17 protein-coding genes and 1 pseudogene are annotated in these 22125 nt (G+C 62.5%); 5 read left to right on the top strand and 13 right to left on the bottom strand.

Features of this window, described 5'->3' with window-relative positions; all coding sequences use genetic code 11:
* The 7 genes from AC1DWF_RS15360 to AC1DWF_RS15330 form a co-directional block, all read right to left on the bottom strand.
* On the bottom strand, positions 1 to 1179 hold the full coding sequence (locus tag AC1DWF_RS15360; RefSeq protein WP_476789335.1) for a putative 2-aminoethylphosphonate ABC transporter ATP-binding protein: 1179 nt from the start codon (positions 1177 to 1179) through the stop codon (positions 1 to 3).
* Positions 1180 to 1255: 76 nt separating this feature from the next.
* The gene (locus AC1DWF_RS15355) at positions 1256 to 2278 is read right to left on the bottom strand and encodes a putative 2-aminoethylphosphonate ABC transporter substrate-binding protein (protein WP_476804458.1); all 1023 of its coding nucleotides are present in this window, start codon (positions 2276 to 2278) and stop codon (positions 1256 to 1258) included.
* Between the two features lie 228 nt (positions 2279 to 2506).
* A complete protein-coding gene (locus AC1DWF_RS15350; RefSeq protein ID WP_476784502.1) occupies positions 2507 to 3343 on the bottom strand; it encodes an EamA family transporter in 837 nt (278 codons plus the stop codon).
* A 148-nt stretch (positions 3344 to 3491) separates the two neighbouring features.
* Positions 3492 to 4949, bottom strand: coding sequence for a phosphonoacetaldehyde dehydrogenase (phnY, locus tag AC1DWF_RS15345; protein ID WP_476784501.1), 1458 nt, complete (start codon positions 4947 to 4949; stop codon positions 3492 to 3494).
* 11 nt (positions 4950 to 4960) lie between these two features.
* Positions 4961 to 6217 carry a phosphonoacetate hydrolase gene (phnA, locus tag AC1DWF_RS15340; RefSeq protein ID WP_476789337.1) on the bottom strand — a complete coding sequence of 419 codons (1257 nt, stop codon included), beginning with the start codon at positions 6215 to 6217 and terminating at the stop codon, positions 4961 to 4963.
* Positions 6218 to 6240: 23 nt separating this feature from the next.
* Positions 6241 to 7443: a 2-aminoethylphosphonate--pyruvate transaminase gene (locus AC1DWF_RS15335; protein WP_476789338.1), complete on the bottom strand. Its 1203-nt coding sequence runs from the start codon at positions 7441 to 7443 to the stop codon at positions 6241 to 6243.
* A gap of 130 nt (positions 7444 to 7573) precedes the next feature.
* A complete protein-coding gene (locus AC1DWF_RS15330) occupies positions 7574 to 9241 on the bottom strand; it encodes a Na/Pi cotransporter family protein (RefSeq protein WP_476784498.1) in 1668 nt (555 codons plus the stop codon).
* 141 nt (positions 9242 to 9382) lie between these two features.
* Between AC1DWF_RS15330 and AC1DWF_RS15325 the strand changes: the two genes are divergently transcribed.
* Both AC1DWF_RS15325 and AC1DWF_RS15320 read left to right on the top strand, forming a co-directional pair.
* The gene (locus AC1DWF_RS15325; protein WP_476786838.1) at positions 9383 to 10252 is read left to right on the top strand and encodes a LysR substrate-binding domain-containing protein; all 870 of its coding nucleotides are present in this window, start codon (positions 9383 to 9385) and stop codon (positions 10250 to 10252) included.
* Positions 10253 to 10507: 255 nt separating this feature from the next.
* On the top strand, positions 10508 to 11164 hold the full coding sequence (locus AC1DWF_RS15320; protein ID WP_476786837.1) for a TerC family protein: 657 nt from the start codon (positions 10508 to 10510) through the stop codon (positions 11162 to 11164).
* Positions 11165 to 11633: 469 nt separating this feature from the next.
* On the opposite strand, the pseudogene AC1DWF_RS15315 reads toward AC1DWF_RS15320, so the two are convergent.
* Both AC1DWF_RS15315 and AC1DWF_RS15310 read right to left on the bottom strand, forming a co-directional pair.
* Positions 11634 to 12018 (bottom strand): annotated as a pseudogene (locus AC1DWF_RS15315) (YciI family protein).
* Between the two features lie 171 nt (positions 12019 to 12189).
* Positions 12190 to 13098: a LysR family transcriptional regulator gene (locus AC1DWF_RS15310; protein WP_476786426.1), complete on the bottom strand. Its 909-nt coding sequence runs from the start codon at positions 13096 to 13098 to the stop codon at positions 12190 to 12192.
* A 137-nt stretch (positions 13099 to 13235) separates the two neighbouring features.
* Between AC1DWF_RS15310 and gstA the strand changes: the two genes are divergently transcribed.
* Positions 13236 to 13862 carry a glutathione transferase GstA gene (gene gstA / locus AC1DWF_RS15305; RefSeq protein WP_476786425.1) on the top strand — a complete coding sequence of 209 codons (627 nt, stop codon included), beginning with the start codon at positions 13236 to 13238 and terminating at the stop codon, positions 13860 to 13862.
* Complete coding sequence (locus tag AC1DWF_RS15300; RefSeq protein ID WP_476786427.1) at positions 13862 to 14191, top strand: DMT family transporter; 330 nt, start codon at positions 13862 to 13864, stop codon at positions 14189 to 14191. The genes gstA and AC1DWF_RS15300 overlap by 1 nt, the downstream gene beginning before the upstream one ends.
* 69 nt (positions 14192 to 14260) lie before the next feature.
* Here the strand turns inward: AC1DWF_RS15300 and AC1DWF_RS15295 are convergent, their stop codons facing one another.
* Positions 14261 to 16738 (bottom strand): GcvT family protein, encoded by a 2478-nt coding sequence (locus AC1DWF_RS15295; protein WP_476789341.1) that lies wholly within the window; start codon positions 16736 to 16738, stop codon positions 14261 to 14263.
* 259 nt (positions 16739 to 16997) lie between these two features.
* Between AC1DWF_RS15295 and AC1DWF_RS15290 the strand changes: the two genes are divergently transcribed.
* Positions 16998 to 17657: a dihydrofolate reductase family protein gene (locus AC1DWF_RS15290; RefSeq protein WP_476786360.1), complete on the top strand. Its 660-nt coding sequence runs from the start codon at positions 16998 to 17000 to the stop codon at positions 17655 to 17657.
* Between the two features lie 33 nt (positions 17658 to 17690).
* Here AC1DWF_RS15290 and AC1DWF_RS15285 read toward each other — a convergent pair whose 3' ends face one another.
* From AC1DWF_RS15285 to AC1DWF_RS15275, 3 genes are all read right to left on the bottom strand, one after another.
* Positions 17691 to 18479, bottom strand: coding sequence for a DeoR/GlpR family DNA-binding transcription regulator (locus AC1DWF_RS15285; RefSeq protein ID WP_476786361.1), 789 nt, complete (start codon positions 18477 to 18479; stop codon positions 17691 to 17693).
* Positions 18480 to 18554: 75 nt separating this feature from the next.
* Positions 18555 to 20978: a GcvT family protein gene (locus AC1DWF_RS15280; RefSeq protein ID WP_476841806.1), complete on the bottom strand. Its 2424-nt coding sequence runs from the start codon at positions 20976 to 20978 to the stop codon at positions 18555 to 18557.
* A gap of 77 nt (positions 20979 to 21055) precedes the next feature.
* The gene (locus AC1DWF_RS15275; RefSeq protein ID WP_476785898.1) at positions 21056 to 22012 is read right to left on the bottom strand and encodes a PDR/VanB family oxidoreductase; all 957 of its coding nucleotides are present in this window, start codon (positions 22010 to 22012) and stop codon (positions 21056 to 21058) included.
* Positions 22013 to 22125: the final 113 nt, after the last annotated feature.

The raw sequence follows: 22125 nt of genomic DNA, 5'->3' as shown, positions 1-22125 counted from the left end.
TCATTCTCCCCGGGGGTAGATCAAGAGACGCTCTTCCGGCAGCTCGACGGTAAGAGCAGCACCCTCCGCCAATGTCAGGCGCCGCGCTGCATTGATCGAGAAGTCGGCAATGAGCGTCTCGTCGCCGAGGTCGACGCCACGCAGCCGCGTGCGCCAGAACGAGCCGAGGAATTCCATTTCGCCGATCGTCACATCGAGCAGGTTTTGCGGCTGCTTCACCACATCGGGTGCACCCGGAGAACGGGCGCCGGGCCCGTGCGGGATCACATCCTCTGGGCGGATGGCCGCAATGACAGGTGCGCCTTCGTCAAACCCATGGGCCGCGCATTTGAAGGTTTTGGAGCCAAAGCTCACCGCACCCTTTTGGGCATTGCCCTTGAACTTGTTGGCCTCGCCGATGAAGTCGGCGACAAATAGCGTCGCGGGATGGCGATAGATCTCTGTCGGCGAGCCGATCTGCTCGATCACGCCGTGGTTCATCACCACGATGCGGTCGGCCATCGACAGGGCCTCTTCCTGGTCATGGGTGACCATGATGGTGGTGACGCCGAGCTTGCGCTGCAGTTCCTTGATCTCGTGGCGCAGATGCGTGCGTACCTTGGCATCGAGCGCCGAGAGCGGTTCATCAAGCAGCAGAAGGCCTGGCGAAATGGCGATGGCGCGGGCGAGCGCGATGCGCTGCTGCTGGCCGCCGGAAAGCTGGGCTGGGTATTTGTTGGCCTGGTCGGGCAGGCCGACAAGCTGGAGCAGTTCGGCGACGCGGCTTTCGATCTCGGCGCGCGGGCGCTTGGTGTTTTCCAGGCCGAAGGCGATGTTCTTGGCAATCGTCAGATTGGGGAACAGCGCATAGGACTGGAAGACGATGCCGTAGTCGCGCTGCGACGGCGGCAAGGTGGACACGTCCTTGCCACCCTGGCGGATCGAGCCGCTCGTCTGCAGGTCGAGGCCGGCAACTGCGCGCAACAATGTGGTCTTGCCGCAGCCGGAGGGACCGAGGAAACAGACGAACTCGCCCTCGCGGATGTCGAGGGAAATGTCCTTCAGCGCGTGGAAATCGCCGAAGGCCTTCCAGACATTGGAGATCTGCAGATAGGCGGGCTTCACGTTCAGGCTGGCAGCGGTCATGGCGCTCACGTCAACTGGAGTTCGCGGCTGCTCGGCGAGGGTTTCGTGTTTCATCGTGATGATCCGGCTTTGAGGGTAAGAGTCGGGCGCCACCTGTGGCGGCGCCCGGTTCAACGGACAAAAGTCGGGATCAGCTCTTCGGCTCGGACTTGGAGTCGTAACGCTTGGACCACTCGGCAAGAATTGCGTTGCGGTTGTTGGCGGCCCACTCGAAATCGTTCTTGATCATCTTTTCTTCGATGTTGGTGGGCAGGTGCGGAACAGGCTTTGCAACGCCGGGCATGGCAACGATCGCCCAGCCGACATTGTACATCTCGTTGGCCTTCTTGGTGACCGTCCAGTCGATGAACGTCTTGGCCGCTTCCTCTTTCGTCGTACCGGCAACGATCGCCGAGGCTTCCATGTCCCAGCCGATGCCTTCCTCAGGAATGATGATGTCGATCGGCGCACCTTCGGCCTTCGACTTGGCGGCGCGGAACTCGAAGGAGATACCGATCACCGTTTCGCCAGCAGCGGCCATCTTGCAGGGCTTGGAGCCGGAATGGGTGTAGGCGGCGATGTTCTGGTGCAGACCGTCCATGTAGGACCAGCCTTCCTTTTCACCGAATAGCTGGATCCAGCTCGACACGTCGAGATAGCCGGTACCCGACGATGCCGGGTTGGGCATGACGACATGGCCCTTGTATTCGGGCTTGGTCAGGTCCTTCCAGCTCTTGGGCGCGGTCAGACCAAGCTTGGCGCCTTCGACGGTGTTGTAGCAGATCGAGGCGGCCCAGCCGTCCATGCCGACCCATGCCGGAGGCGTGTCCTTGTCGACATATTGGGGCTTGAGCAGTTCCACGCCCTTGGGCGCGTAGGGCTCAAGCATGCCTTCTGCCTTGAGCACCAGAAGCGACGTCGCGGCCAGACCCCAGATCACGTCGGCCTGCGGATTGTCCTTCTCGGCGAGCAGCTTGGCGGTCACCACGCCAGTGGAGTCGCGGATGAAGTTGAGCTTGATGTCGGGATGGTCCTGGTTGAATGTCTCGGCGTAGCGCTTGAGATCTTCGGCTTCGATTGCCGTGTAGACTGTGAGCTCGGTCTCCGCCCATGCCGCCGACGACATCATCATCGTGGCGAAGGCGGCGAGCACGAAGGCTTTCTTCTGGTTCATGGATATCTGGCTCCCATTTGGATCGCTTTGGCACGTTCTGATTGGGAGAGGTCTGAGCAGGGATGCGCGTGCCGCGACTGCCCCGATTGCGCCTCGTCCAAGGCTGATACTGGGAACGAGGGGTCAATAAGTAAAATCTATTCTTTTTATGATACTGTAGGCTCAGCTTATGAGCTGCACAGATGTGCGACAGGCAAGTGACAGCATTGTTTCAAACAGGTGAAACGATCAGGAAAAGGCGAGCGCTACAACACCACAGGCGACGATGACCGCCGAGACGATGCGCGCCGGCCAGGGCCGTTCGCCGAAGATGAACAGGCCAATCAACGCCGCGATGATCACGCTCGATTCCCGCACCGCCGACACCGCGCCKAGCGGCGCGATGGTCTTGGCATAGATCACAAGGCCATAGGCGGTGACAGCGCCGAGCCCGCCGATCAGTCCCAGCCCAACCGTGCGCAGATCGATGGTGTGGGTGGCGCCGCGCCGGCGAAACAGCACGAACAATGTCACCGGAAGTTCAAGCAGGAACAGCCAGCCCATATAGCCGAATGGACTGTCGGACAGGCGCACGCCTATGCCGTCGATGACCGAATAAGAAGCGATCAGGACTCCGTTGATCGCAGCGGCACCCACCGCGCGCGGATCAGCATTCGCGGCACCCCGCTGGAAAGCCAGGAAGCCGATGCCGAACGTAATTGCCGCGAGCCCGGCCCAGCCGAGTGGCGGCAGCGTTTCGCCGATCATCACATAGGCGCCAAAGGCGACAAGGGCAGGCGCCAGTCCGCGCGCAATCGGATAGACCTGGCTGAGGTCGCCGAACTGGTAGGACTGGAACAGGAAGATGTAGTAGCCGAAGTGGATGACGGTCGACAAAAAGATGTAGATCCAGCTTTCCATCGACGGCGACGGTGCCGACAAGACCAGTACCGTGCCGAGTGTGGCGTGGGTGGCGGAGACGGCGGCAAGCACGACGGCGCGGTCGTTCGCCGCCTTGACGACGGCATTCCAGCTCGCGTGCAGGAACGCCGCGACCAGCACGATGGTAAGCGCGAAACCGGACATGCGATCAGACTTTTATGTGGAGGAGGGCAGCGGTTTGCGTCGCGCCGGCTGACGGACGCGCCAAGGCTTTCGAAAAGTGCATTTCCCCTCCAGACGCGAATGAGGGAGCGCAAGCGCTCCCTCATCGAGGCTTATGCGATTTGCCGGCTCAAGACCATGGCAGCGAGAATGTCTTGACGTTGGTAAAGCTCTTCATTGCCTCGATGACGCCTTCCTTGTAGCCGTTGCCTGAATCCTTGATCCCGCCAAATGGCGACATCTCGATGCGATATCCCGGGACTTCCCAGATATTGACCGTGCCGACCTGAAGCCCTGCGATGTATTTTTGCATGCGGCGGAAATCGTTGGTGCAAACGCCTGACGACAGGCCGAAGGCGGTCGAGTTGGACAGTGCGATCAGCTCGTCGTCATTGTCAGGTGCGCGCACGATCGGGATGATCGGCCCGAAGGTCTCTTCCATCACCAGTTCGGAGGTGTGCGGCACGCGGTCGACAACAATCGGCGGCAACAGCGCGCCCTTGCGGCCGGGATCATAGAGCACTTCGGCCCCTTGTTCGGCGGCCATGTAGACTCTGCTTTCGAACAGCGCGGCCGCCTTTTCGTGCACCACCGTGCCGAGATCGGTCGACCGGTCCATTGGGTCGCCAAACCTGAGCTTCTTGGCGCGTTCGAGCACCATCGGGACGAAGCGGTCGGCCACGCTTTCCTGGCACAGGATGCGCTTGACCGCGGTGCAGCGCTGGCCCGAGTTCTTGGTGGCGCCAGCCACCGCCAGATCGGCCGCCTTGGCGAGATCGTCATCAGAAAGGTCGTTGAGGATGATCAGCGGATCGTTGCCGCCGAGCTCCAGCACCTGGCGTTTGTAGCCGGCGGTGCGGGCGATCATCTTGCCGACCGGCACACCGCCGGTGAAGGTGATCAGCTCGATGTTTTCATTGGTGATCATCTCCAGTCCGATGTCGGCCGGCATGCCCGTCACCACCGACAGCATCTCGGGCGGCAGGCCGGCCTCGTAGAGGATGTCTGCGAGGATCAGTGCCGTCATCGGGGTGAGTTCGGTCGGCTTGACCACCACGCAATTGTTGGTGGCAATTGCGGGTGCCACTTTGTGCGACACCATGTTGAGCGGATGGTTGAACGGCGTGATCGCCGAGATCGCCTTCAGCGGCTCACGCGTGGTGAAGATTTTCCGTGCCTTGCCGTGCGGGGTCAGGTCGCAGGAAAAGATCTGGCCGTCGTCCTGGATGCACATCTGCGCCGACAGCGTGAACACATCATAAGCGCGGCCAACCTCGTAGAGGGAGTCGGCCTTGGAGATGCCGAGCTCCAGCGTGATGATGTCGGAGATCTCTTCCTTGCGCGCGGCAAGCGCTTCGGCAGTGCGGAACAATATCTGCTGACGCTCGTAGCGGGTCAGCTTCGATTTGTAGTTGGCGGCGATATCAAAGGCCTGGCGCGCATGCTCGGCACGCCCCGCCGGCACCGTGCCGATCACCGCATTGGTGTAGGGGTAGTGGACGTTGACGATACCATCGGCATCGACCTTGCGCCCGGCGATGCGCATGGGCTCATGGCGCACCTTGAACGTCGTTTCAGCCTTGACCATCGTCAACTCCCTCAGGCCAGCGCTGCGGCCATGGCAGCATAATAGAACGCATCGAAGTTGCGCAGCACCGGTTCGTTCGGCAGGCTGGGCAGCTTGCGGTTGACGATGAACGGCACCGCCTGCTCAGTCAGGCCGCCATGCGAGCGCAGCGGCTCGTTCAGCGCTGCCAGATCATGGCGATGCTCGCTGGTGCCGATCGTCTTGTTCTCCGAAGAGACCAGCACGATGTCGCCGATGCGGTCGCTTGGCAGTTCGAAGCGCGAGCTGGCGGTGGCATTGTCGATGACGACGTCGATGCCCTCGATAGCGGCAAGGCGCTTCATGATGCCGGCCTGGTCGGCACCTTCGGGCAGGTAGGCGGTGGCAAACGAACCAAGCGCGCCGTGGTGGACGACATATGGGTCGGTGATCGGCAAGATGACGCGTGCGGCGTCCTTGCCCAGCCACTCGTCGAGCAGGTCCTGGACATAGACCACGTCAGGAGTGCCGTCGGACTTGTGCTTGGGCTTCATGCCATGGTCGGCGGTGATGACGATGGCCGCGCCCAGCGCGTCGAGTTCGCCGAGATATTTGTCGAACATCTCGTAAAAGGCATTGGCCTGAGGCACGCCGGGCGCATATTTGTGCTGCACGTAGTCGGTGGTGGTCAGGTACATCACGTCAGGCTTGAATTCCTTGAGTAGCTTGACGCCGGCGGCAAAGACGAACTCCGACAGTTCGGCCGAATAGACCTCCGGCACCGGCTTGCCGAGCCAGGCGGACGCGTTGTCGATGCCGTGCTCGGCCTTGGTCGAGACATCGGACTTTTCCGAAGAAAAGCAGATGGCGCGGCCGTCGTCGAACTTCAGGCCACTGCCGAGCAGGGCGCGCAGCTTGTCCTTGGCGGTGACCACGGCAACGCGCGCGCCTGCATCGTAGAAGGCCTGGAAGACGGTCGGCGCGCGCAGGAAGCGCGGGTCGTTCATCATCACTTCCTTGCCGGTCTCGCGCTCATAGAGATAGTTGCCGCAGATGCCGTGCACGGCAGGCGGGCGGCCGGTGGCGATCGACAGATTGTTGGGGTTGGTGAAGCTCGGGATGACGCTGTGGGCGGTACGCTCGGTGCCCTTGGCGCGGATCTTCACCAGCGACGGCATCAGGCCAGCTTTGATCGCCTCGTCGAGATAGGCCGGCTCGCAGCCGTCGAGGCAAATGGCAATCGCCGGCACGCGCGGCCATTCGTAAGTGCGGCCGTTGGCGCTGACGTTGATCGTGGTCATCTTGTTCATGGGGAGTTCCTTTAAATCTTTGTTCAGGCGGCGAGCTTGGCGCGCTCGGCGATGGCGGTCGCGGGAGGAGCCGCTGTGTCGACGCCCATTTCGCTGAGCGACTGGCCGGCGGCCTCGACCACCTTGCGCATGACATGCTCGTCCATCTGCCCGATGCAGCCGACGCGGAAACTGTCAGCTACCGTCAGCTTGCCTGGATAGATGATGAAGCCTTTTTCCTTCATCAGCTCATAGAAGCGGTCGAAGGCGAAATCGGGATGGGCGGGGCAGAAGAAAGTGACGATGATCGGCGACAGCCAGCGGTCCTTGAGTAAGGTTTCGAAGCCCAGCTCGCGCATGCCTGCTACCATGACGTCGCGGTTTCTGGCGTAGCGCGCGCCGCGGCCGGCGACGCCGCCTTCGATCTCATGCTGGCGCAGCGCCTCGAGGAAGGCGGCGACCACATGGGTCGGTGGGGTGTAGCGCCACTGGCCGGTCTTGTTCATGTGCGCCCACTGGGCATGGACGTCGAGGCTGAGCGAATGGCTGCGGCCCTTGGCGGCTTCGAGCTCGCTCTTGCGGGCGATGATGAAGCCGAAGCCGGGCACGCCTTCGATGCACTTGTTGGCCGAGGACACCATCGCTTCGTAGCGGATCTCGCTGACGTTGAGGGGGATGGCGCCAAATGCGCTCATCGAGTCGACAAGAAACTTGCGGCCCTTGGCGTAGACGACTTCGGAAATCTCGGCGACCGGGTTGAGGATACCCGAGCTGGTTTCGCAGTGGACGAGAATGACATGGGTGATGGCCGGGTCGGCATCCAGAGCTGCGGCCACTTCATCGCCGCGCGGCGGCATGTAGTCGCCCTTGTCGATCGCCACACAGTCGCGGCCGAGATAGCCGAGCGTCTGGACGATGCGCTGGCCGTAGGCGCCGTTGACCAGCACCAGGACCTTGCCGTCTCGCGGCACGAACGAGCCCAGCATTGCCTCGACGGCGAAGCTGCCGCTGCCTTGCATCGGTACGCAATCGAAGTCGCTGTTGCCGTCGCCGAGCATGGCGAGGAGACGCTGGCGCATGTCGGCTGTCATTGCCCGGAAGTCGCCGTCCCATGAGCCCCAGTCGCGAAGCATCGCCTGCTTGACCGCATAAGAGGTCGTCAGCGGCCCGGGCGTCAGCAGATAGGGTTCGCCGAGTGCTGGTGCCGGGAAGGGGGCTTGAGCCGCAAGCTTGTGTTCGGACAGCATTTCTTTCTCCTCGCCGTCTTCAGATGTCTGGTTCGGCTTCACATTGCTGACCGGCAATCCATATGTAAAATCGTTATTTTGTATTCATCCATAAGCTGAAACGATAGTGGCTAGATGACATGCAATTTCGTCATGCCGTCTTGGCGAGCCGGCTTTCCAGAAGATCGCCGCTCTGGGTCAGGATCGGATAGGCGACCGAGACCAGAAGGGAGTTGAACTCCTTGAGCGCCCGCACCGCTTCGAGGTGGATGTCGCTGGTCTCGATACTTTGCGGCGAGCCCGATTGCAGACGCTTGAGATGCCGCTCGTGGCTATCGCGTTCAAGCTTGCGCATGCGTTCCTTTTCGACCACCAGCTGGCGCGCGGCGTCGAGATCGCCCGACACCAGCACGTTCATGGCGATCTGCATATTGGCCAGCACGCGGTCGTGCAGCGTGGTCAGCTCGCCCCAACCTTCCTTGGAAAAGCTCAGCCGCTTGTCGTTCTTCTCTTGGGCCAGCACCAAAAGGTTCTTGGCGATGATGTCGCCGGCATGCTCCAGATTGATGGCCAGGTCGGTCAGCTCGATGCCGCGCCGTGCCTCTTCCTGGGTCATCGTTCCGCGATTGACCTCGGCGATGTAGAGCTTGATGTCGGTGTGGGCGCGGTTGACCTCCTCGTCGAGCTTGCGCACCTGCTCGACGCGCGTACGGTCGCCGGAATCGAAAAGATCCATCACCGGGCGCAGCATGATCTCCACCACCTCGGCCATGCGCAGTACCTCGCGCGTCGCGCTGGCAAGCGCGACACTCGGCATCTTGATCACCGTGCGGTCGAGTGCGCTGACCCGCCGCGACATCAGGTTGAAGCTCTCCGAACCGTGCGGTGCGTCGGGCAGAAGCATTGCTATCAGCCGCTCCATCGGCCCGGTGAAGGGCAGGCACACCACCAGCAGCGCAAGGTTGAAGGCAAGGTGCATGTTGACCACCTGCCGGGCCGCACTGACGCCGAACCAGGTCATCGGGATCTCTATCGCCTGCATGGCAACGAGGATCGCGATTGCAGCCGTTGCACGAAAAATCAGATTGCCGACCGGAATGCGCCGCGCTTCGATGGCTTGGCCGCGCGTCAGGCCGACGGCAACGAGTCCGGCACCCAAGTTGACGCCGAGGATCATCGGCAGCGCCACTTCGGCCGGTAGCACGCCTTGGGCCGCCATCGACATGAACAACAGCACCGAGGCGACGCTGGAATGGATCAGCCAGGTGAAAAGCGCCGCAGCACCAAAGGCCGTCACCGGATCGCTTCTGAGATAGTCGATGGCCAACGGCAGCAACGCGCTGTGGCGCATGGGGGCGGTCGCATCGCCAACCATGCGCAGCGAGATCAGGATGAAGGCGATGCCAAGCAAGGTGCGCCCGGTCTGCTTGACGATGCGCGCCTCGAATTTGAGGAACATGGTGGCACCGAAAAACAACAACAGTGGCACCAGCCAGCTGAGGTCGAAGGACAGTGCCTGCACCACCAGTGCCGAGCCGACATCGGCCCCCAGCATCACGGCGAGCCCGCCCGAGACGGTCAGGACGCCCGTAGCGGCAAAGCCTGCGGCGAGCACTGCGACCGCGGTTGCGCTCTGCAAAAGAATGGCGAGCAAGGTGCCGGCCGTCGCTGCCTTCAGCCGGCCTTTGGTCGCGCCACGCAACGCCTCGCGCAGCACCGCGCCATGGGCGCGTTCGACGCCGGTGCGGACCATGCGCACCGCCCACAAAAGCAGCATGATGGCGCCGGCCAGTTGCAGCAGGATGAACATGAAATGCATGGCCGCGAGCCTCCGATTGCAAAGCGCGCAGCTGTGGCGCTTGCCTTATCCTCGGTGGTTCTGGATATAAGTCAAATCGTTAGTTTCGATATTTATATTGGTTGAGATTATTGGTATTCTACCTCACTTCAGGGAGTAGGCATGCGCTACGTACAGCTTCGAGCTTTTCATTATGTTGCGATTTGCGGCGGCTTTTCGCGCGCCGCCGAGACGCTGTTTCTCACCCAGCCGGCGATATCCGACCAGGTGCGCAAGCTCGAGGAAGAATACGACGTCCTGCTCTTCAACCGCCATAAGAAGCAGGTGACGCCGACGGCAGCCGGGCAGCAATTGCTCGAAATCACGCGGCGCATGTTCGACACCGAGCAGCAGGCGCTTGAGCTTCTGTCGGAATCCCGCGCGCTGCGCTCGGGCACGCTGCGCATCGTCGCCGACGCCGCTCACCATCTGCTGCATATCCTCGGCCAGTTCCGCCAAAAATATCCCGGCATCCAGGTGTCTGTGCGCGCCGGCAACACCGAGACCGTCATCTCCAGCCTCTACAGCTACGAGGCGGACATCGGCGTGCTCGGCGAAATTCCCATCGGCCGCGATTTCGAGGTGGTCAAACTGAACTCGACGCCGATCATTGCCTTCGTATCCACCGACCACCCGCTTGCCTCGGCCAAGTCGCTGTCGCTGCACGAACTGTCCCTGCTGCCGCTGGTCATGCGCGAGCGCGGCTCAAAGACCCGCGCCAAGCTCGAAGACCTGGCCATCAAGGAAGGTTTCGAGTTCAAGCCGGCGATCGAGGCGGAAGGCCGCGAGGCGGTGCGCGAGATCGTGGCGTCGGGCGCTGGCATAGGCTTCGTCTCCGCTGCTGAGTTCGGGCAAGACGCGCGGCTGGTGCAGATCCCGATCGCTGCACCCGAAATGCTGATGGATGAGGCGCTGATCTGCCTCAAGGAGCGCAGCGGGGGTAAGCTGGTGCGGGTGTTTTTGGATATTGCGCGGTCGATGGCGGCGGGTTGAAAGCAAGTGTGGCCACCGGCGCTTCGACCGCACATTCTGTCTTGAATTTCTCGCCTTGGTCGATTACCAAACCGTCACCAGGCCGGGCCCCTCTGGCAGTCAATAATGGCTGTGATGTCGGACTGGAATTTCAATCCGGCGGCCTGGCTTTGACGTTCCGTACTCCTTGACAGCACTTGGCGAGTTTCGCGCGGATTCCGCGCTAAGCAGAGCATGTGCGAGCCACGCCGCCCTAGCGACAGCAAAGGGTGCCGCATGACAGAACTATTCACTCCCGAAGCCTTATCGGCTCTCCTCCAGGTCATCATGATCGACCTGGTGCTGGCGGGCGACAACGCCATCGTAATCGGCCTCGCCGCTGCCGGCCTGCCCAAGGATCAACGCGCCAAAGCAATCCTCATCGGCATCATCGCAGCAACCGTGCTGCGCATCGGCTTTGCTGCGGCAACGACCCAACTCCTTCAGATTGTCGGCCTGCTGCTTGCCGGCGGCGTGCTTCTGCTGTGGGTGTGCTGGAAGATGTGGCGCGAACTTCGCCATAACCATGCCGAAGAGACGCAGGCCGTCGAAGCACTTTCCGAGGCGGATATCGATGGCGACGGAAAGGTCGCTGGCACCGCCCCGCGCAAGACCTTCGCGCAGGCCGCGTGGCAGATCGTCATCGCCGATGTGTCCATGTCGCTCGACAATGTGCTTGCCGTTGCAGGTGCTGCCCGCGATCACCCCAACGTCCTGGTCTTCGGCCTGGTTCTGTCGATCGCGCTGATGGGCATTGCCGCCAGCTTCATCGCCAACCTGCTGCAAAAGCATCGCTGGATCGCCTATGTCGGCCTGGTGATTATTCTCTACGTCGCCGGCGAGATGATCTACCGCGGCGTCCTGGAGGTCATGCCCTATCTCAGAGGCGCCTGAGACGGGCCCATGCATGCCGGAGCGACATTGCTCCGGCATGCAGCCTTCGACACCTACCAAGCTATCGCTCGCCCCAAGAGATTCCTCTAGTGTGAAACAATTTTTCATGCTATGAATAGTCAGTCTTCGGATTTGATCGGCAGAACGACCGCATCCGAACATTCGCAGAACCAATCAACCGAACCGCGAGCTGAAGTGGCCAACGCTTCAGACAGGTCGTTATTGACCGGCGATAGCTATGAAAACGGCTTCGACCCTATTGCAGCTTCTGGCACTGAGCGCATGTCTCGTGGCTCGGCTGCTTTGCGCTGGTGAGCTTCAAATGCCAGGCGTGCGCCGGGCCATGCAGACGATTGCGGTGCCGGGCAACCGGCGATCACCGAGTGCCTTGGTCAAGCAAAACCTGCATACGTCAGCGCCGTAGCGCCGGAACAGGCAATGGCGAACAGTTCAGATGGCGAAAGCTTCGCTAGTGCTCGTCCCACGCCGCCATTGGGACGCCGGGGACATAGAGCGAAATCGGCCGGATTTCATACACCGCAGTCGGGTTGGCGGAGCGCAATTCGCGTGCCGCTGCGACAGCTCCGTCGATCGTTGGATAGTCCACGACGTAGAAACCGAGCAATTGCTCCTTGGTCTCGGCAAAGGGACCGTCGGTGACGAAGCCGAGCCCTTTTCCTCTCAAGGTCACCGCGCGCTCTGTTCGCCCCCAAACGCGCCGCCGGACCCAAGCGCTTTTCTTCGACGAGGCGATCGTTGATCTCCAGCAGATCCGTCATCAAAGCCGCATCCTCCTCGTCGGTCCAGGATTCGACCACTCCCTCCGCGTGATACGCCAGGATAGCGTACAACATCGTTGCCTCTCCCTTGCCTTCTCTCGATTTCAGCTTGGAACCATTATTTAGGTTCGATTGCAGTCGAGCAAGCCTGCGTTGTTTTCGGAGTAAATTGCAGCATCCTCCAATGCGTTGCTTAGCCCGCGCGCCAAAAGCTACCGGCTGCCCACCCCAACACAGGGTCACCGCTCAGCAGCGCCTGCCTTCGAACAGGTCGCGTTCGCGGGCGAGGCCGTCGCCGACGACATCGAAGAACGCGCGGACCCTCGCGGTGCCTTTCAAGTCGGAGTGGGTGACGATCCACAGTTCGCCGGCAAGCTCGGGCAAAGGCGCGGCAAGCGCGCGGACGAGACCGGGCTCGCCGTCGCCGAGATAGCAGGGCAAAAGCGCCATGCCGATGCCACCCCTGGCGGCGACTGCCTGATTGACCAGGCTATTGGTGCGGTAGACGAAAGCGTCCGCCGCAACGGCGCGGTCGAGCCAGTCGGCCGCCATGATGCCGCCCGCCGTCTCTTCCCAGCCGATCAGCGATTGACGGCCAAGGTCGCCAGGGCCCTCGATCGGTCCGCCATGGGCGTGGAGATAGGCGGCGGATGCGAAGAAGGTCCATGCGACGCCGGCAAGCTTGCGGCCCCACAGGTCACTTTCCTTAGGGCGGATCGGCCGCAGCGCGATGTCGGCCTCTCGGCGCGACAGGGAGAGCACGCGGTTTTCGATCACCAGTTCGACCATGATGCCGGGATGTACCTGCCGGAACGCGGCAAGGTGCCTGGTCAGCCTGGAGTAGGCCAGAGTCTCCGATGAGGTGACTCGCAGTCGGCCCAACAGCCGGCCGTCGGCACCGGCGATGTCGCGCGCCAGGGACAGCGCCTCGTCCTCCATGCGTTCCGCGGCGGCCGCCATGCGCTCGCCTGCAGGTGTCAGCTGATAGATGCCGCCGGGAAGGCGTTCGAACACCCGCACCGCCAGCCGCTGTTCGAGAGCATTGAGCCGGCGGAACACCGTTGAGTGGTCAATGCCGAGCACTCCAGCTGCTGCGGTGAGGCTGCCAGCGCGGGCTATAGAGAGCACCAGCCTGAGTTCGTTCCAGTCTTCCATGCGTGCCTTCTAGCACACCCTGGTCTTGCAGTCATGCAAACGCAATTGGCAAAGATCCAATGAGTATTGTGAATGCGCAAAGCCTAGATTTGTCCCGGAAGCAACGGCCAAACGGTCAGAACCCAAGAGGACAGATCATGAAACTCTATTTCGCCACCGGCACCTGCTCGCTGTCGCCCCACATCGTAGCGCTCGAGGCCGGCATCCCGCTCGACATCGAGCGGGTCGACATATCTAGGAAACCGCATGTCACCGGCTCCGGTCATGACTTCGCCAAGGTCAACCCCAACGGCTATGTTCCGGTGCTCGAACTCGACGACGGCTCGCTTCTCACGGAAGGTGCGGCGATCGTCCAATACCTCGCCGACCTCAAACCGGAAGCGAATCTTGCGCCGGCGGCCGGCACGCGCGAACGCTATCAGGCGCAGTCCTGGCTCAACTTCGTCGCCACCGAACTGCACAAGATGTACAGCCCCTGGCTGTTCCATCCCGAATATGGGGCCCAGGCGCAGGAAGTGGCGCGCGGCAAGATTGCCCAGCGGCTCGCTTTTGTCGAAAGCCATCTCGCGGCTTCCGGCCCGTTCCTGATGGGCGAACGCTTCACCGTCGCCGACGCCTATCTGTTCACCATCGTCGGCTGGTCGGGCTTTGCCAAAGTCGACCTCTCGGCTTTCCCAAGCCTGCGCGCCTATATGGGCCGCGTCGGAAGTCGGCCAAAGGTGCGCGAGGCGATGCAGGCCGAAGGTATGAAGCTCGCCGCATGATGAGCCAGGGTCTCGCCTGGATCCTGCTGGTGATCGCCGGGCTGCTCGATGTGGCCTGGGCGGTGTCGATGAAATATGCCGAGGGCTATACCAAGCCAGGATGGAGCATCGTCTCCATCCTGCTTCTCGGTGCTTTCGTCTATTTGCTCGGCCGCGTGCTGGACACGCTTCCTGTTGGCACGGCCTATGCGGTGTGGACGGGCATCGGAGCGGCCGGAACCGTTGTCATGGGTGTCGTGCTGTTTGGCGAACCGCTCGGGCCCATACGACTTGGTGGCATAGCTGCCGTGCTCGCCGGCATCGCCATGCTCAAGCTCGCGCCGGCCTGACCGCTTGCGAAAAAAAGCCCCTCCCTATGGCGGGAGGGGCAGTGGGGGTGGAATCGAAGGTTGGAAAGGTCAGGCCGCGGCGCGCAGCTCTGTGCTGTCGACCTTCACCCGTTCGGACTTTGGATCGTAGGGCGCCTTGAGATGGGCGGTCGCCGCGTGGCGCTCGCCAGCGAGATCGATCTCGTAGCGGCCGCTTTCGATGAACGCCTTGTCGACGCCCTCAGCGTGTGCGATCAGCCCGAGTGCTACGGAGCGACCGAGCGTGTGGCCGTAGCTCGCCGAGCGCACTTCGCCGACAGGCTTGCCGTCGCGCAGGATCAGCTCGCCGCCCCACAGCATGGGAGCCGCATCATCGAGCGTGAACTGTACGATGCGGCGGGTGAGCTTGCCCTTGGCCTTTGCCTCGACCAGAGCATCGCGCCCGATAAACCCGCCCGGCTTGTCCATCGACACGGCGAAGGCAAGCCCTGCCTCGTAGGGATTGATGTCGGGCGTAAGCTCGCGGCTCCAGGCGCGGAAGCCTTTTTCGATGCGCAGTGCTTCGAGTGCGTAGTAACCGCAATCGGTGAGGCCGAGGTCGCGACCGGCCTCATGCAGCGCTTCATAAACGCCAACGGCGAATTCGGTCGGCACGATCAGCTCCCAGCCAAGTTCACCGACATAGGTCATGCGGTTGGCGTAGGCGGTGGCATAGCCGACGTCGATCTCCTTTATCGTGGCGAAGGGGAAACCGGCATTCGACAGATCAGCCGAAGTGAGCTTGGCCAGGATGTCGCGCGAGCGCGGCCCCATAAGTGCCAGCACCGAATAAGACGAGGTGACGTCGGTCAGCGTGACATGCGCGCCCTCGGGGATGTTCTTGCTGATCCAGTCAGCATCGTGCACGGCTTGGGCCGAGCCGGTGACGATCAAGAACTTGTCGCGCGCCAGCCGCATCACGGTCAGGTCGCTCTCATAGCCGCCGCGCTCGTTGAGCAGGCCTGTATAGACCGAGCGGCCGATGTCGAGGTCGATGTCGGCTGCGCAGATATGGTTGAGCGCCGAAGCGGCATCCCGGCCCTGCACCATGATCTTGGCAAACGAGGTCTGGTCGAAGATGCCGGCGGCCTCGCGCACGGCCTTCATCTCGCGCTTGACCGCATCGTGCCAGTTCTGGTGGCCAAAGGAGTACTGGGTCTCCGGCCTCTCACCTTTGCCAGCGAACCAGTTGGCGCGTTCCCAGCCCATTTTTGAGCCGAAGCAGGCGCCCTTGGCGGCGAGTCGGTCATAGAGCGGCGAGCGCCTGAAAGGCCGCGCGCTGTCGAGCTCGCGGTTCGGCCACGGCATGGCATAGTGCAGGCCGAGTGTTTCCTTGACGCGGTCGTGAAGCCAGCGCGGGTTGTTGTTGAAGCCGGCGAAGCGCCTGATGTCTACCGGCCACAAATCCATTGTCGGCGAACCGTTGACGATCCATTCGGCGAGCGCCTTGCCGGCACCGCCAGCACTGGCAATGCCCATCGAATTGAAGCCGGCGCCGACGAAGAAGTTCTTGAGCTCCGGGGCTTCGCCAAGGATGAAATTGTTGTCGGCGGTGAAGCTTTCCGGCCCGTTGTAGAATTTCTTGACCTCTGATGTTTCCAGCTGCGGCACGCGCACCAATGCGTTCTGCATCAGGATCTCGAACTGGTCCCAGTCGTCGGGCAATAGCGCGAACTCGAAATCGTGGGGGATGCCGTTCATGCCCCATGGCTTGGCCTCGGGTTCAAAGCCGCCCATGACAAGGCCGCCGACCTCTTCCTTGAAATAGATGAAGCCGTCGGGATCGCGCAGCACCGGCAGATCGGGATGCACGCCCTCGATCTTGCCGGTGACGATGTACATGTGCTCAGCCGAATGCAGCGGCACGGTGACGCCGCACATCGCACCGACCTTGCGCGCCCACTGGCCCGCGCAGTTGACGACGACCTCGGCTGCGATGTTGCCCTTGTCGGTCTCGACGCCGCAAGCCTTGCCGTCCTTGACGGTGATGCCGGTGACACGCACGCGCTCGATGACGCGGGCGCCGCGATTGCGCGCCCCTTTGGCCAGCGATTGGGTCAGGTCGGTGGGGTTGGCCTTGCCGTCGCCCGGAAGCCAAACGGCGCCGACGAGGTCGTCGATGGCCATGACCGGCCACTTCTCCTGCGCCTCCCTGGCCGAAATCACCTCGATATCGACGCCCTGCGCGCGGGCCGAAGCGGCAGTGCGCTTGAGCACCGTCATGCGGTCGGCGCTTCGCGCAACCGACAGCGAACCACAGTTTTTCCAGCCGGTGGCAAGCCCCGTCTCTGCCTCGAGCTCGCTGTAGAGCTGGGTCGAATATTTGATCAGGCTGGTCATGTTGGCGTGGCTGCGCAATTGCCCGACCAGGCCCGCCGCATGCCATGTGGTGCCGCCGCTGAGCTGGCCCTGTTCGAGCAGCACGACGTCTTTCCAGCCGAGCTTTGTCAGGTGATAGGCGACCGAGCAGCCGATGATGCCGCCGCCGACGATGACGACGCGTGCCTGCGTCGGGAATTCCTGCGCCATGATGAAACAACCTCCCAAAGGTGAAGGCCGCACTCTATCTCGGTCGCCACAAAACGCAACATAAAATGCAACAAATAATCACATACCAAGCGTGCAGACGTGAGACGATACCGTCCGTCGGGAAGGTGAACGCTACCGCAAGCCAAGGCGGGCTTGCATGCGGGCTGCCATATAGGGAAATTTCGCTAGCCTTGTCGGAACGCACCGCCGCCGAACGTCTTCAAAGCGTGAGCCGGCAAGGGCGATGAAGGAGAACGACATGAGAAAGATCGTGGTGGGTGCATTCATGAGCCTCGACGGCATCATGCAGGCGCCGGGAGGCCCCGAGGAGGATCCGATCGGCGGCTTCAAATATGGCGGTTGGGGCGCGCCCTATTTCGACGAAACGATGACTGAAGCCGTGGGCGAGATGTTCGCCAAGTCCTTCGACCTGCTGCTCGGGCGCAAGACCTGGGACATCTTTGCCGCGCACTGGCCTTATGTCGCCGCAGACGATCCGATCGGTCCGCTGTTCGACAGGATCAACAAATATGTCGCGACCCGCAATCCCAACCTGAAACTCGGCTGGCAGAACAGCCATTCGCTGGGCGCGGACGCCGTTGCCGCTCTACAAAGACTGAAGGCCGAAGACGGACCGGATCTCTTGACCCAGGGCTCGACCGATTTCCTCAAGACCCTGCTCGCTGCCGACCTCGTCGACGAGCTCAACATCTCGATCTTCCCGCTGGTGCTCGGCAAGGGCAAGCGCCTGTTCGGCGACGGCACACTACCGTCGGCACTGAAGCTGGTTTCCTCGAAGGTTTCCGGCACGGGCGTGATCGTCAACAAATACGTCCGCGACGGCGACATCATCACCGGCTCGTTCGAGTTCGAGACCCCAACCGATGCGGAACTGGAACGGCGTAGAAATCTGACCTGAAAAGTCTTGGCTGGCCGCCTCGGCCGTCAGCCATCAATCGCCGACAATCACCTTCGGCCCCTTGCGTTCCAGCGCCTCTGTCATGGCAGCAGAGGGAGCGACGTCGACGATGACGCCGGCGGCAAGCTCGAAGCGCTGGATGCGCAGCGGCGTCAGCCGTCCGAACTTCGAGCTGTCGAGCACGAAATAGGCTTTTGCCGCGGTTGCCGCCATGCGCGAGCGTTGCTCGGCGCCATTGCGGGTGAAGTCGGTGACCTCGCCCTCGGGTGACAGGCCGCCGCCGCCCAAAAACGCCACATCGACGCGGAAGCGACTGATCGCCTCCAGCGCATCGATGCCGATGGCGGCTTCTTCCGACGGGTCGATTTCGCCGCCCAGCATATGCACGCGCACATGCGGCTGGCGACACATATGCAGCGCGATCACCAGACTTGTGGTGCAAACCGTCAGGTTTTGCTTGCCCGTTAACGCGTGCGCCACCGCAAGTGTGGTGGTGCCGGAATCGAGGAAAACGACCATGCCGTCCTCGACCAGATTGGCCGCGGCGCGGCCGATGGCAGCTTTGCCGGCAGCGTTTTCCTGGCTGCGCTCGTTGAGCGCTGGCTCGGTTGCCTCGAATAGCGTCGCCCCGCCATGGACGAGATCGAGCTGGCCGCGCTCGGCTAGATGCTTCATGTCGCGGCGGATGGTCTCCCGCGACACGTCGAAGAAATTGGCAAGCTCGGTGATGCCGACCGAACCGTCGGCGGCAAGGCGCCTCAGGATCTCGTCATGGCGGCGCGGCGCGAGCGCCCGGGCATTGGAGCTGTGCGAGTCGGACATGAGGCCAATGTGGCGATATTGGCCTCATCGAGCAAGCGTATGTTGCAATATGTGGCAGCCGACCCGCATGTTCGGTTACATGCGGACACGCTCGCCGGCGGGATCATACACGCAACGCTCGACGACGGTTGCGCGGCTGCGGCGGCCGAAGGCCTCGACCTCGATCTCCTTGAGCCCCATGTCTTCGCCCTTGAGATAGCCGAACACCAGCGACGCGCCCACCGTATGGCCGAAGTCGCCGCTGGTCGTCATGCCGACAATGCGACCGTTCACCGACATCGCTTCGCCACCATAGACCGATAGCGACTCGTCGAGCCGGAAGCAGGCCAGCTTGCGGCTAAGCCCAAGTTCCTTCTGCGCCACAAGCGCCTCACGGCCCTGGAAGTCGCCCTTCTTCATCGACACGGCAAAGCCGAGGCCGGCTTCCAGCGGTGTATCGTCGGGCGTGATGTCGGCGCCCCAATAGAGGTAGCGCTTTTCCATGCGCAGGCTGGAGATCGACTTGTAGCCGACATCGGCGATGCCGAACGCAGCACCCGCGTCCTTCAGCACTTCGTAGACATAGGCCATGTATTCGGTGGGCACATGCAATTCCCAACCGAGCTCGCCGACATAAGTGACGCGCGCGGCCATGACCGGCGCCCAGCCAACGCGGATGTTGCGGCAGCTCATATAGGGGAAGGCGGCATTGCTCACATCATCCTCGCTGACCTTGGCGAGCACGTCGCGCGAAAGCGGTCCGCACAGATTGATGACGCCGAAAGCACCGGTCACATCCTGCACGCTCACCGAGCCGTCGCGGGGCATGTGACTGCGGATCCAGCCGCCGTCACGCGTGCCGAAGGCCGAACCGGTGACGACTTGGAACACGTCTTCGCGCGGCCGCATGATGGTGAGGTCGGCCTCGATGCCGCCGCGCTTGTTGAGCAGCTGGGTGTAGATCACGGCGCCTTCGCCGCGGTCGACATTGGCTGCCGCCAGCCACTGCAGGTAAGCGAGCGCACCCGGTCCCGCGACCTCGAATTTCGAAAATGACGATTGGTCAACGAGTGCCACCCCCTCGCGCACGATCTTGTGCTCGCGGCCGATCACCTCGGCATAAGGCGCGCGCTCGAAGGTTTCGAGCGGGGGCTTTGCCTCACCGGCTTTGAGGAAATAATTGGGCCGTTCCCAGCCGAATTTGACGCCGTTGACGGCACCTTGCGCAGTCAAGGTCTGGTAGAGCGGTGAGCGGCGCAGCGGACGACAGGCCGAACGTTCCTCCTCCGGCCAGGCGACGGCGTAATATTTGGAATAGGCTTCGATGGCGCTGTCCCTGAGATAGGCGAGGCCGCCATGCGGCTTGCCGAAGCGGCGCAAGTCGAAGGCCCACAAATCCATGCCGGGGTCGCCCTCGACGATCCAGTTGGCCATGGCGCGGCCAGCACCGCCTGATGCGGCGATGCCCGAGGTGAAGCCGCAGGCAACGAAGAAGTTCTCATAGTCGCCGGCAAGGCCCATGACAGGCTCGCCGTCGGCCGAGATCGGGATAGGGCCGTTGACCACTGCGCGCACGCCGAGTTCACTGAGGATCGGAATGCGGTTGGCAGCACCTTCGATCACCTCCGACATGCGCTCGAGATCATCGGGGAACAGCTCCTGGCCAAAGCTCATCGGCAGCTTGCCGAGACCATAGGCGGCGCGGGTTTCCTTTTCCCAGCCGCCGATCGCCATCGCGCCCGGCTCCGGCTTGACGTAGAAATTGGCATCGGGGTCGCGCAGGGTCGGCAGGTCGTYGGGCACCATTGATGATTTCTCGGTGACGAAATATTCGTGCTCGACAACGGTGATCGGTAGGTCGATGCCGGCGAGTTCACCAAGCTGGCGCGCCCACAGCCCGGCCGCGTTGACGACGATCTCGCAGCCGATCTCGCCCTCTGCGGTTTTTACGCCGGTGATGCGGCGATCCTTGATGGTGAAGCCGGTAACCGTCACGCCCTCGACGATGCGCACGCCCCCATTGCGCGCGCCCTTGGCGTAGGCGTGGGTCAGCGAATAGGGATCGACATGGCCGTCCGAGGCGATCCAGGTCGCGCCGCGCAGGTCCTTGGTGTCGACCAGCGGGAACAGTTTCTTGACCTCGTCGGGTCCAACCAGCTCCATGTCGAAGCCGTAGCTCTTGGCAGCGGTATGGGCGCGCTTCAGCTCTTCCCAGCGCGCGTCGGAGGCGGCAAGGCGCAGGCTACCGACATTCTTCCAGCCGACATCCTGGCCGGTCTCAGCCCCGATCTTAGCGCAAAGATCGGCGCTGTATTGCATCAGGCGCGTCAGGTTCACCTTGCTGCGCAGCTGCCCCATCAGTCCGGCGGCATGCCAGGTGGAGCCCGCTGTCAGCACGTTCTTCTCAAGCAGCAGGACGTCCTTTTCACCCATCTTGGCCAGGTGATAGGCGATGGAGGTGCCAAGGGCGCCGCCGCCGACAATGACGATGCGGGCGTGCGAGGGGACTTTGCTGGACATGCTTTGACTTTCCAAGGTGGGCTTGCGGCTGCGAGGAGATTTCAGGATTGCTCAGCCGGTGTTCGCCGGCAATTTCATCAGAGGTCGAGAACAAGCAGTGGTGAATTGGCGCGCGAACAGCAGACGGTGAGGAATTCGCGTCGTTCGTCTTGGGTGAGTGCGGTGTCGCGGTGGTCAGGCTCGCCCTCGAGGTAACCGACCATGCAGGAGCCGCAGATGCCTTGCCGGCAGCTCGTCTCGATGCGGTGGCCGGCCGCTGTCAGGGCCGCGAGCAGCGACTTGTCTTTGGGCACGTCGATGACCGCACCGCTCGAGGCGATCTTCACCTGGAAGGACCGGTCGCCCGCCTCAATCTTTTCCTCAGGCGCGAAGCTTTCGACATGCACCTGTTCGCGTGGCCAGTTTTCGGTCGCCTTGGCGAAAGCCTTGAGGAAGCCTGCCGGGCCGCAGGCATAGGCATGCACGCCGTCCGCCGCCTTACCGACGAGTGCCGCCATGTCAGGGCGCTTTGCCGGGTCATTGCCGTCGTGATGCAAGGCCGCGCGACCGGCCTTGACCTCATCGACAATGAATTCGCCGAACGCCGCTTCTTCCATGGAGCGAGCGCAGAAATGGGTGAAAAAACTCGCCTTGGCGGCCTTGAGATGATGGATCATCGCGATAACAGGCGTGATGCCGATGCCGCCGGCAATGAGGATATGGTGCCGCGCATCCGCGGCGAGAGGAAACCCGTTGCGCGGCGGATCGGCGCGAACCACAACGCCGCGCGAAAAGGCTTCCGCCACCTCCAGCGAACCGCCTTCGCCCTGCTCCTCGCGCTGCACGGCGATCCAGTATTCGGACGTCTGCGCGGGGTCGCCGCATAGCGAGTAGCATCTGGCACGGCCGCTCGGCAGGCGGAAGTTGAGATGCGCGCCAGCTTCCCAGGCCGGCAGGCGCTCACTATGGGGCGAGACCAGCCGATAGGCCGAGACCCTTGCGGTGAGCGCCCTGATTTCTGCAATCTGCAGCAGGATTTCCGGCCTGGAGAGCATGATGTGSCCTTGTCTTGGGAGGATCAGGCGCCCATCTGGCGGGCGTACCACCTGACGTAGCGGTCGACGTTCTGCTCCTTCAGCGGCGAGTAGGGGCCGGGCTGGTTTCCGGG

Source organism: Aminobacter sp. P4_D5 (genome assembly GCF_056401815.1).
The sequence above is the reverse complement of the archived record's forward strand: the minus strand, read 5'-3'. Positions and strand labels throughout refer to the sequence as shown.

Excerpts from the sequence above, each read along its gene's own strand:
- AC1DWF_RS15295 (WP_476789341.1), bottom strand. The coding sequence starts at position 16,738 with ATGGCGCAGGAATTCCCGACGCAGGCACGCGTCGTCATCGTCGGCGGC.
- AC1DWF_RS15355 (WP_476804458.1), bottom strand. The coding sequence starts at position 2,278 with ATGAACCAGAAGAAAGCCTTCGTGCTCGCCGCCTTCGCCACGATGATG.
- phnY (WP_476784501.1), bottom strand. The coding sequence starts at position 4,949 with ATGGTCAAGGCTGAAACGACGTTCAAGGTGCGCCATGAGCCCATGCGC.
- AC1DWF_RS15320 (WP_476786837.1), top strand. The coding sequence starts at position 10,508 with ATGACAGAACTATTCACTCCCGAAGCCTTATCGGCTCTCCTCCAGGTC.
- phnA (WP_476789337.1), bottom strand. The coding sequence starts at position 6,217 with ATGAACAAGATGACCACGATCAACGTCAGCGCCAACGGCCGCACTTAC.
- AC1DWF_RS15275 (WP_476785898.1), bottom strand. The coding sequence starts at position 22,012 with ATGCTCTCCAGGCCGGAAATCCTGCTGCAGATTGCAGAAATCAGGGCG.
- AC1DWF_RS15325 (WP_476786838.1), top strand. The coding sequence starts at position 9,383 with ATGCGCTACGTACAGCTTCGAGCTTTTCATTATGTTGCGATTTGCGGC.
- gstA (WP_476786425.1), top strand. The coding sequence starts at position 13,236 with ATGAAACTCTATTTCGCCACCGGCACCTGCTCGCTGTCGCCCCACATC.
- AC1DWF_RS15300 (WP_476786427.1), top strand. The coding sequence starts at position 13,862 with ATGAGCCAGGGTCTCGCCTGGATCCTGCTGGTGATCGCCGGGCTGCTC.
- AC1DWF_RS15285 (WP_476786361.1), bottom strand. The coding sequence starts at position 18,479 with ATGTCCGACTCGCACAGCTCCAATGCCCGGGCGCTCGCGCCGCGCCGC.
- AC1DWF_RS15310 (WP_476786426.1), bottom strand. The coding sequence starts at position 13,098 with ATGGAAGACTGGAACGAACTCAGGCTGGTGCTCTCTATAGCCCGCGCT.
- AC1DWF_RS15360 (WP_476789335.1), bottom strand. The coding sequence starts at position 1,179 with ATGAAACACGAAACCCTCGCCGAGCAGCCGCGAACTCCAGTTGACGTG.
- AC1DWF_RS15335 (WP_476789338.1), bottom strand. The coding sequence starts at position 7,443 with ATGCTGTCCGAACACAAGCTTGCGGCTCAAGCCCCCTTCCCGGCACCA.
- AC1DWF_RS15290 (WP_476786360.1), top strand. The coding sequence starts at position 16,998 with ATGAGAAAGATCGTGGTGGGTGCATTCATGAGCCTCGACGGCATCATG.
- AC1DWF_RS15330 (WP_476784498.1), bottom strand. The coding sequence starts at position 9,241 with ATGCATTTCATGTTCATCCTGCTGCAACTGGCCGGCGCCATCATGCTG.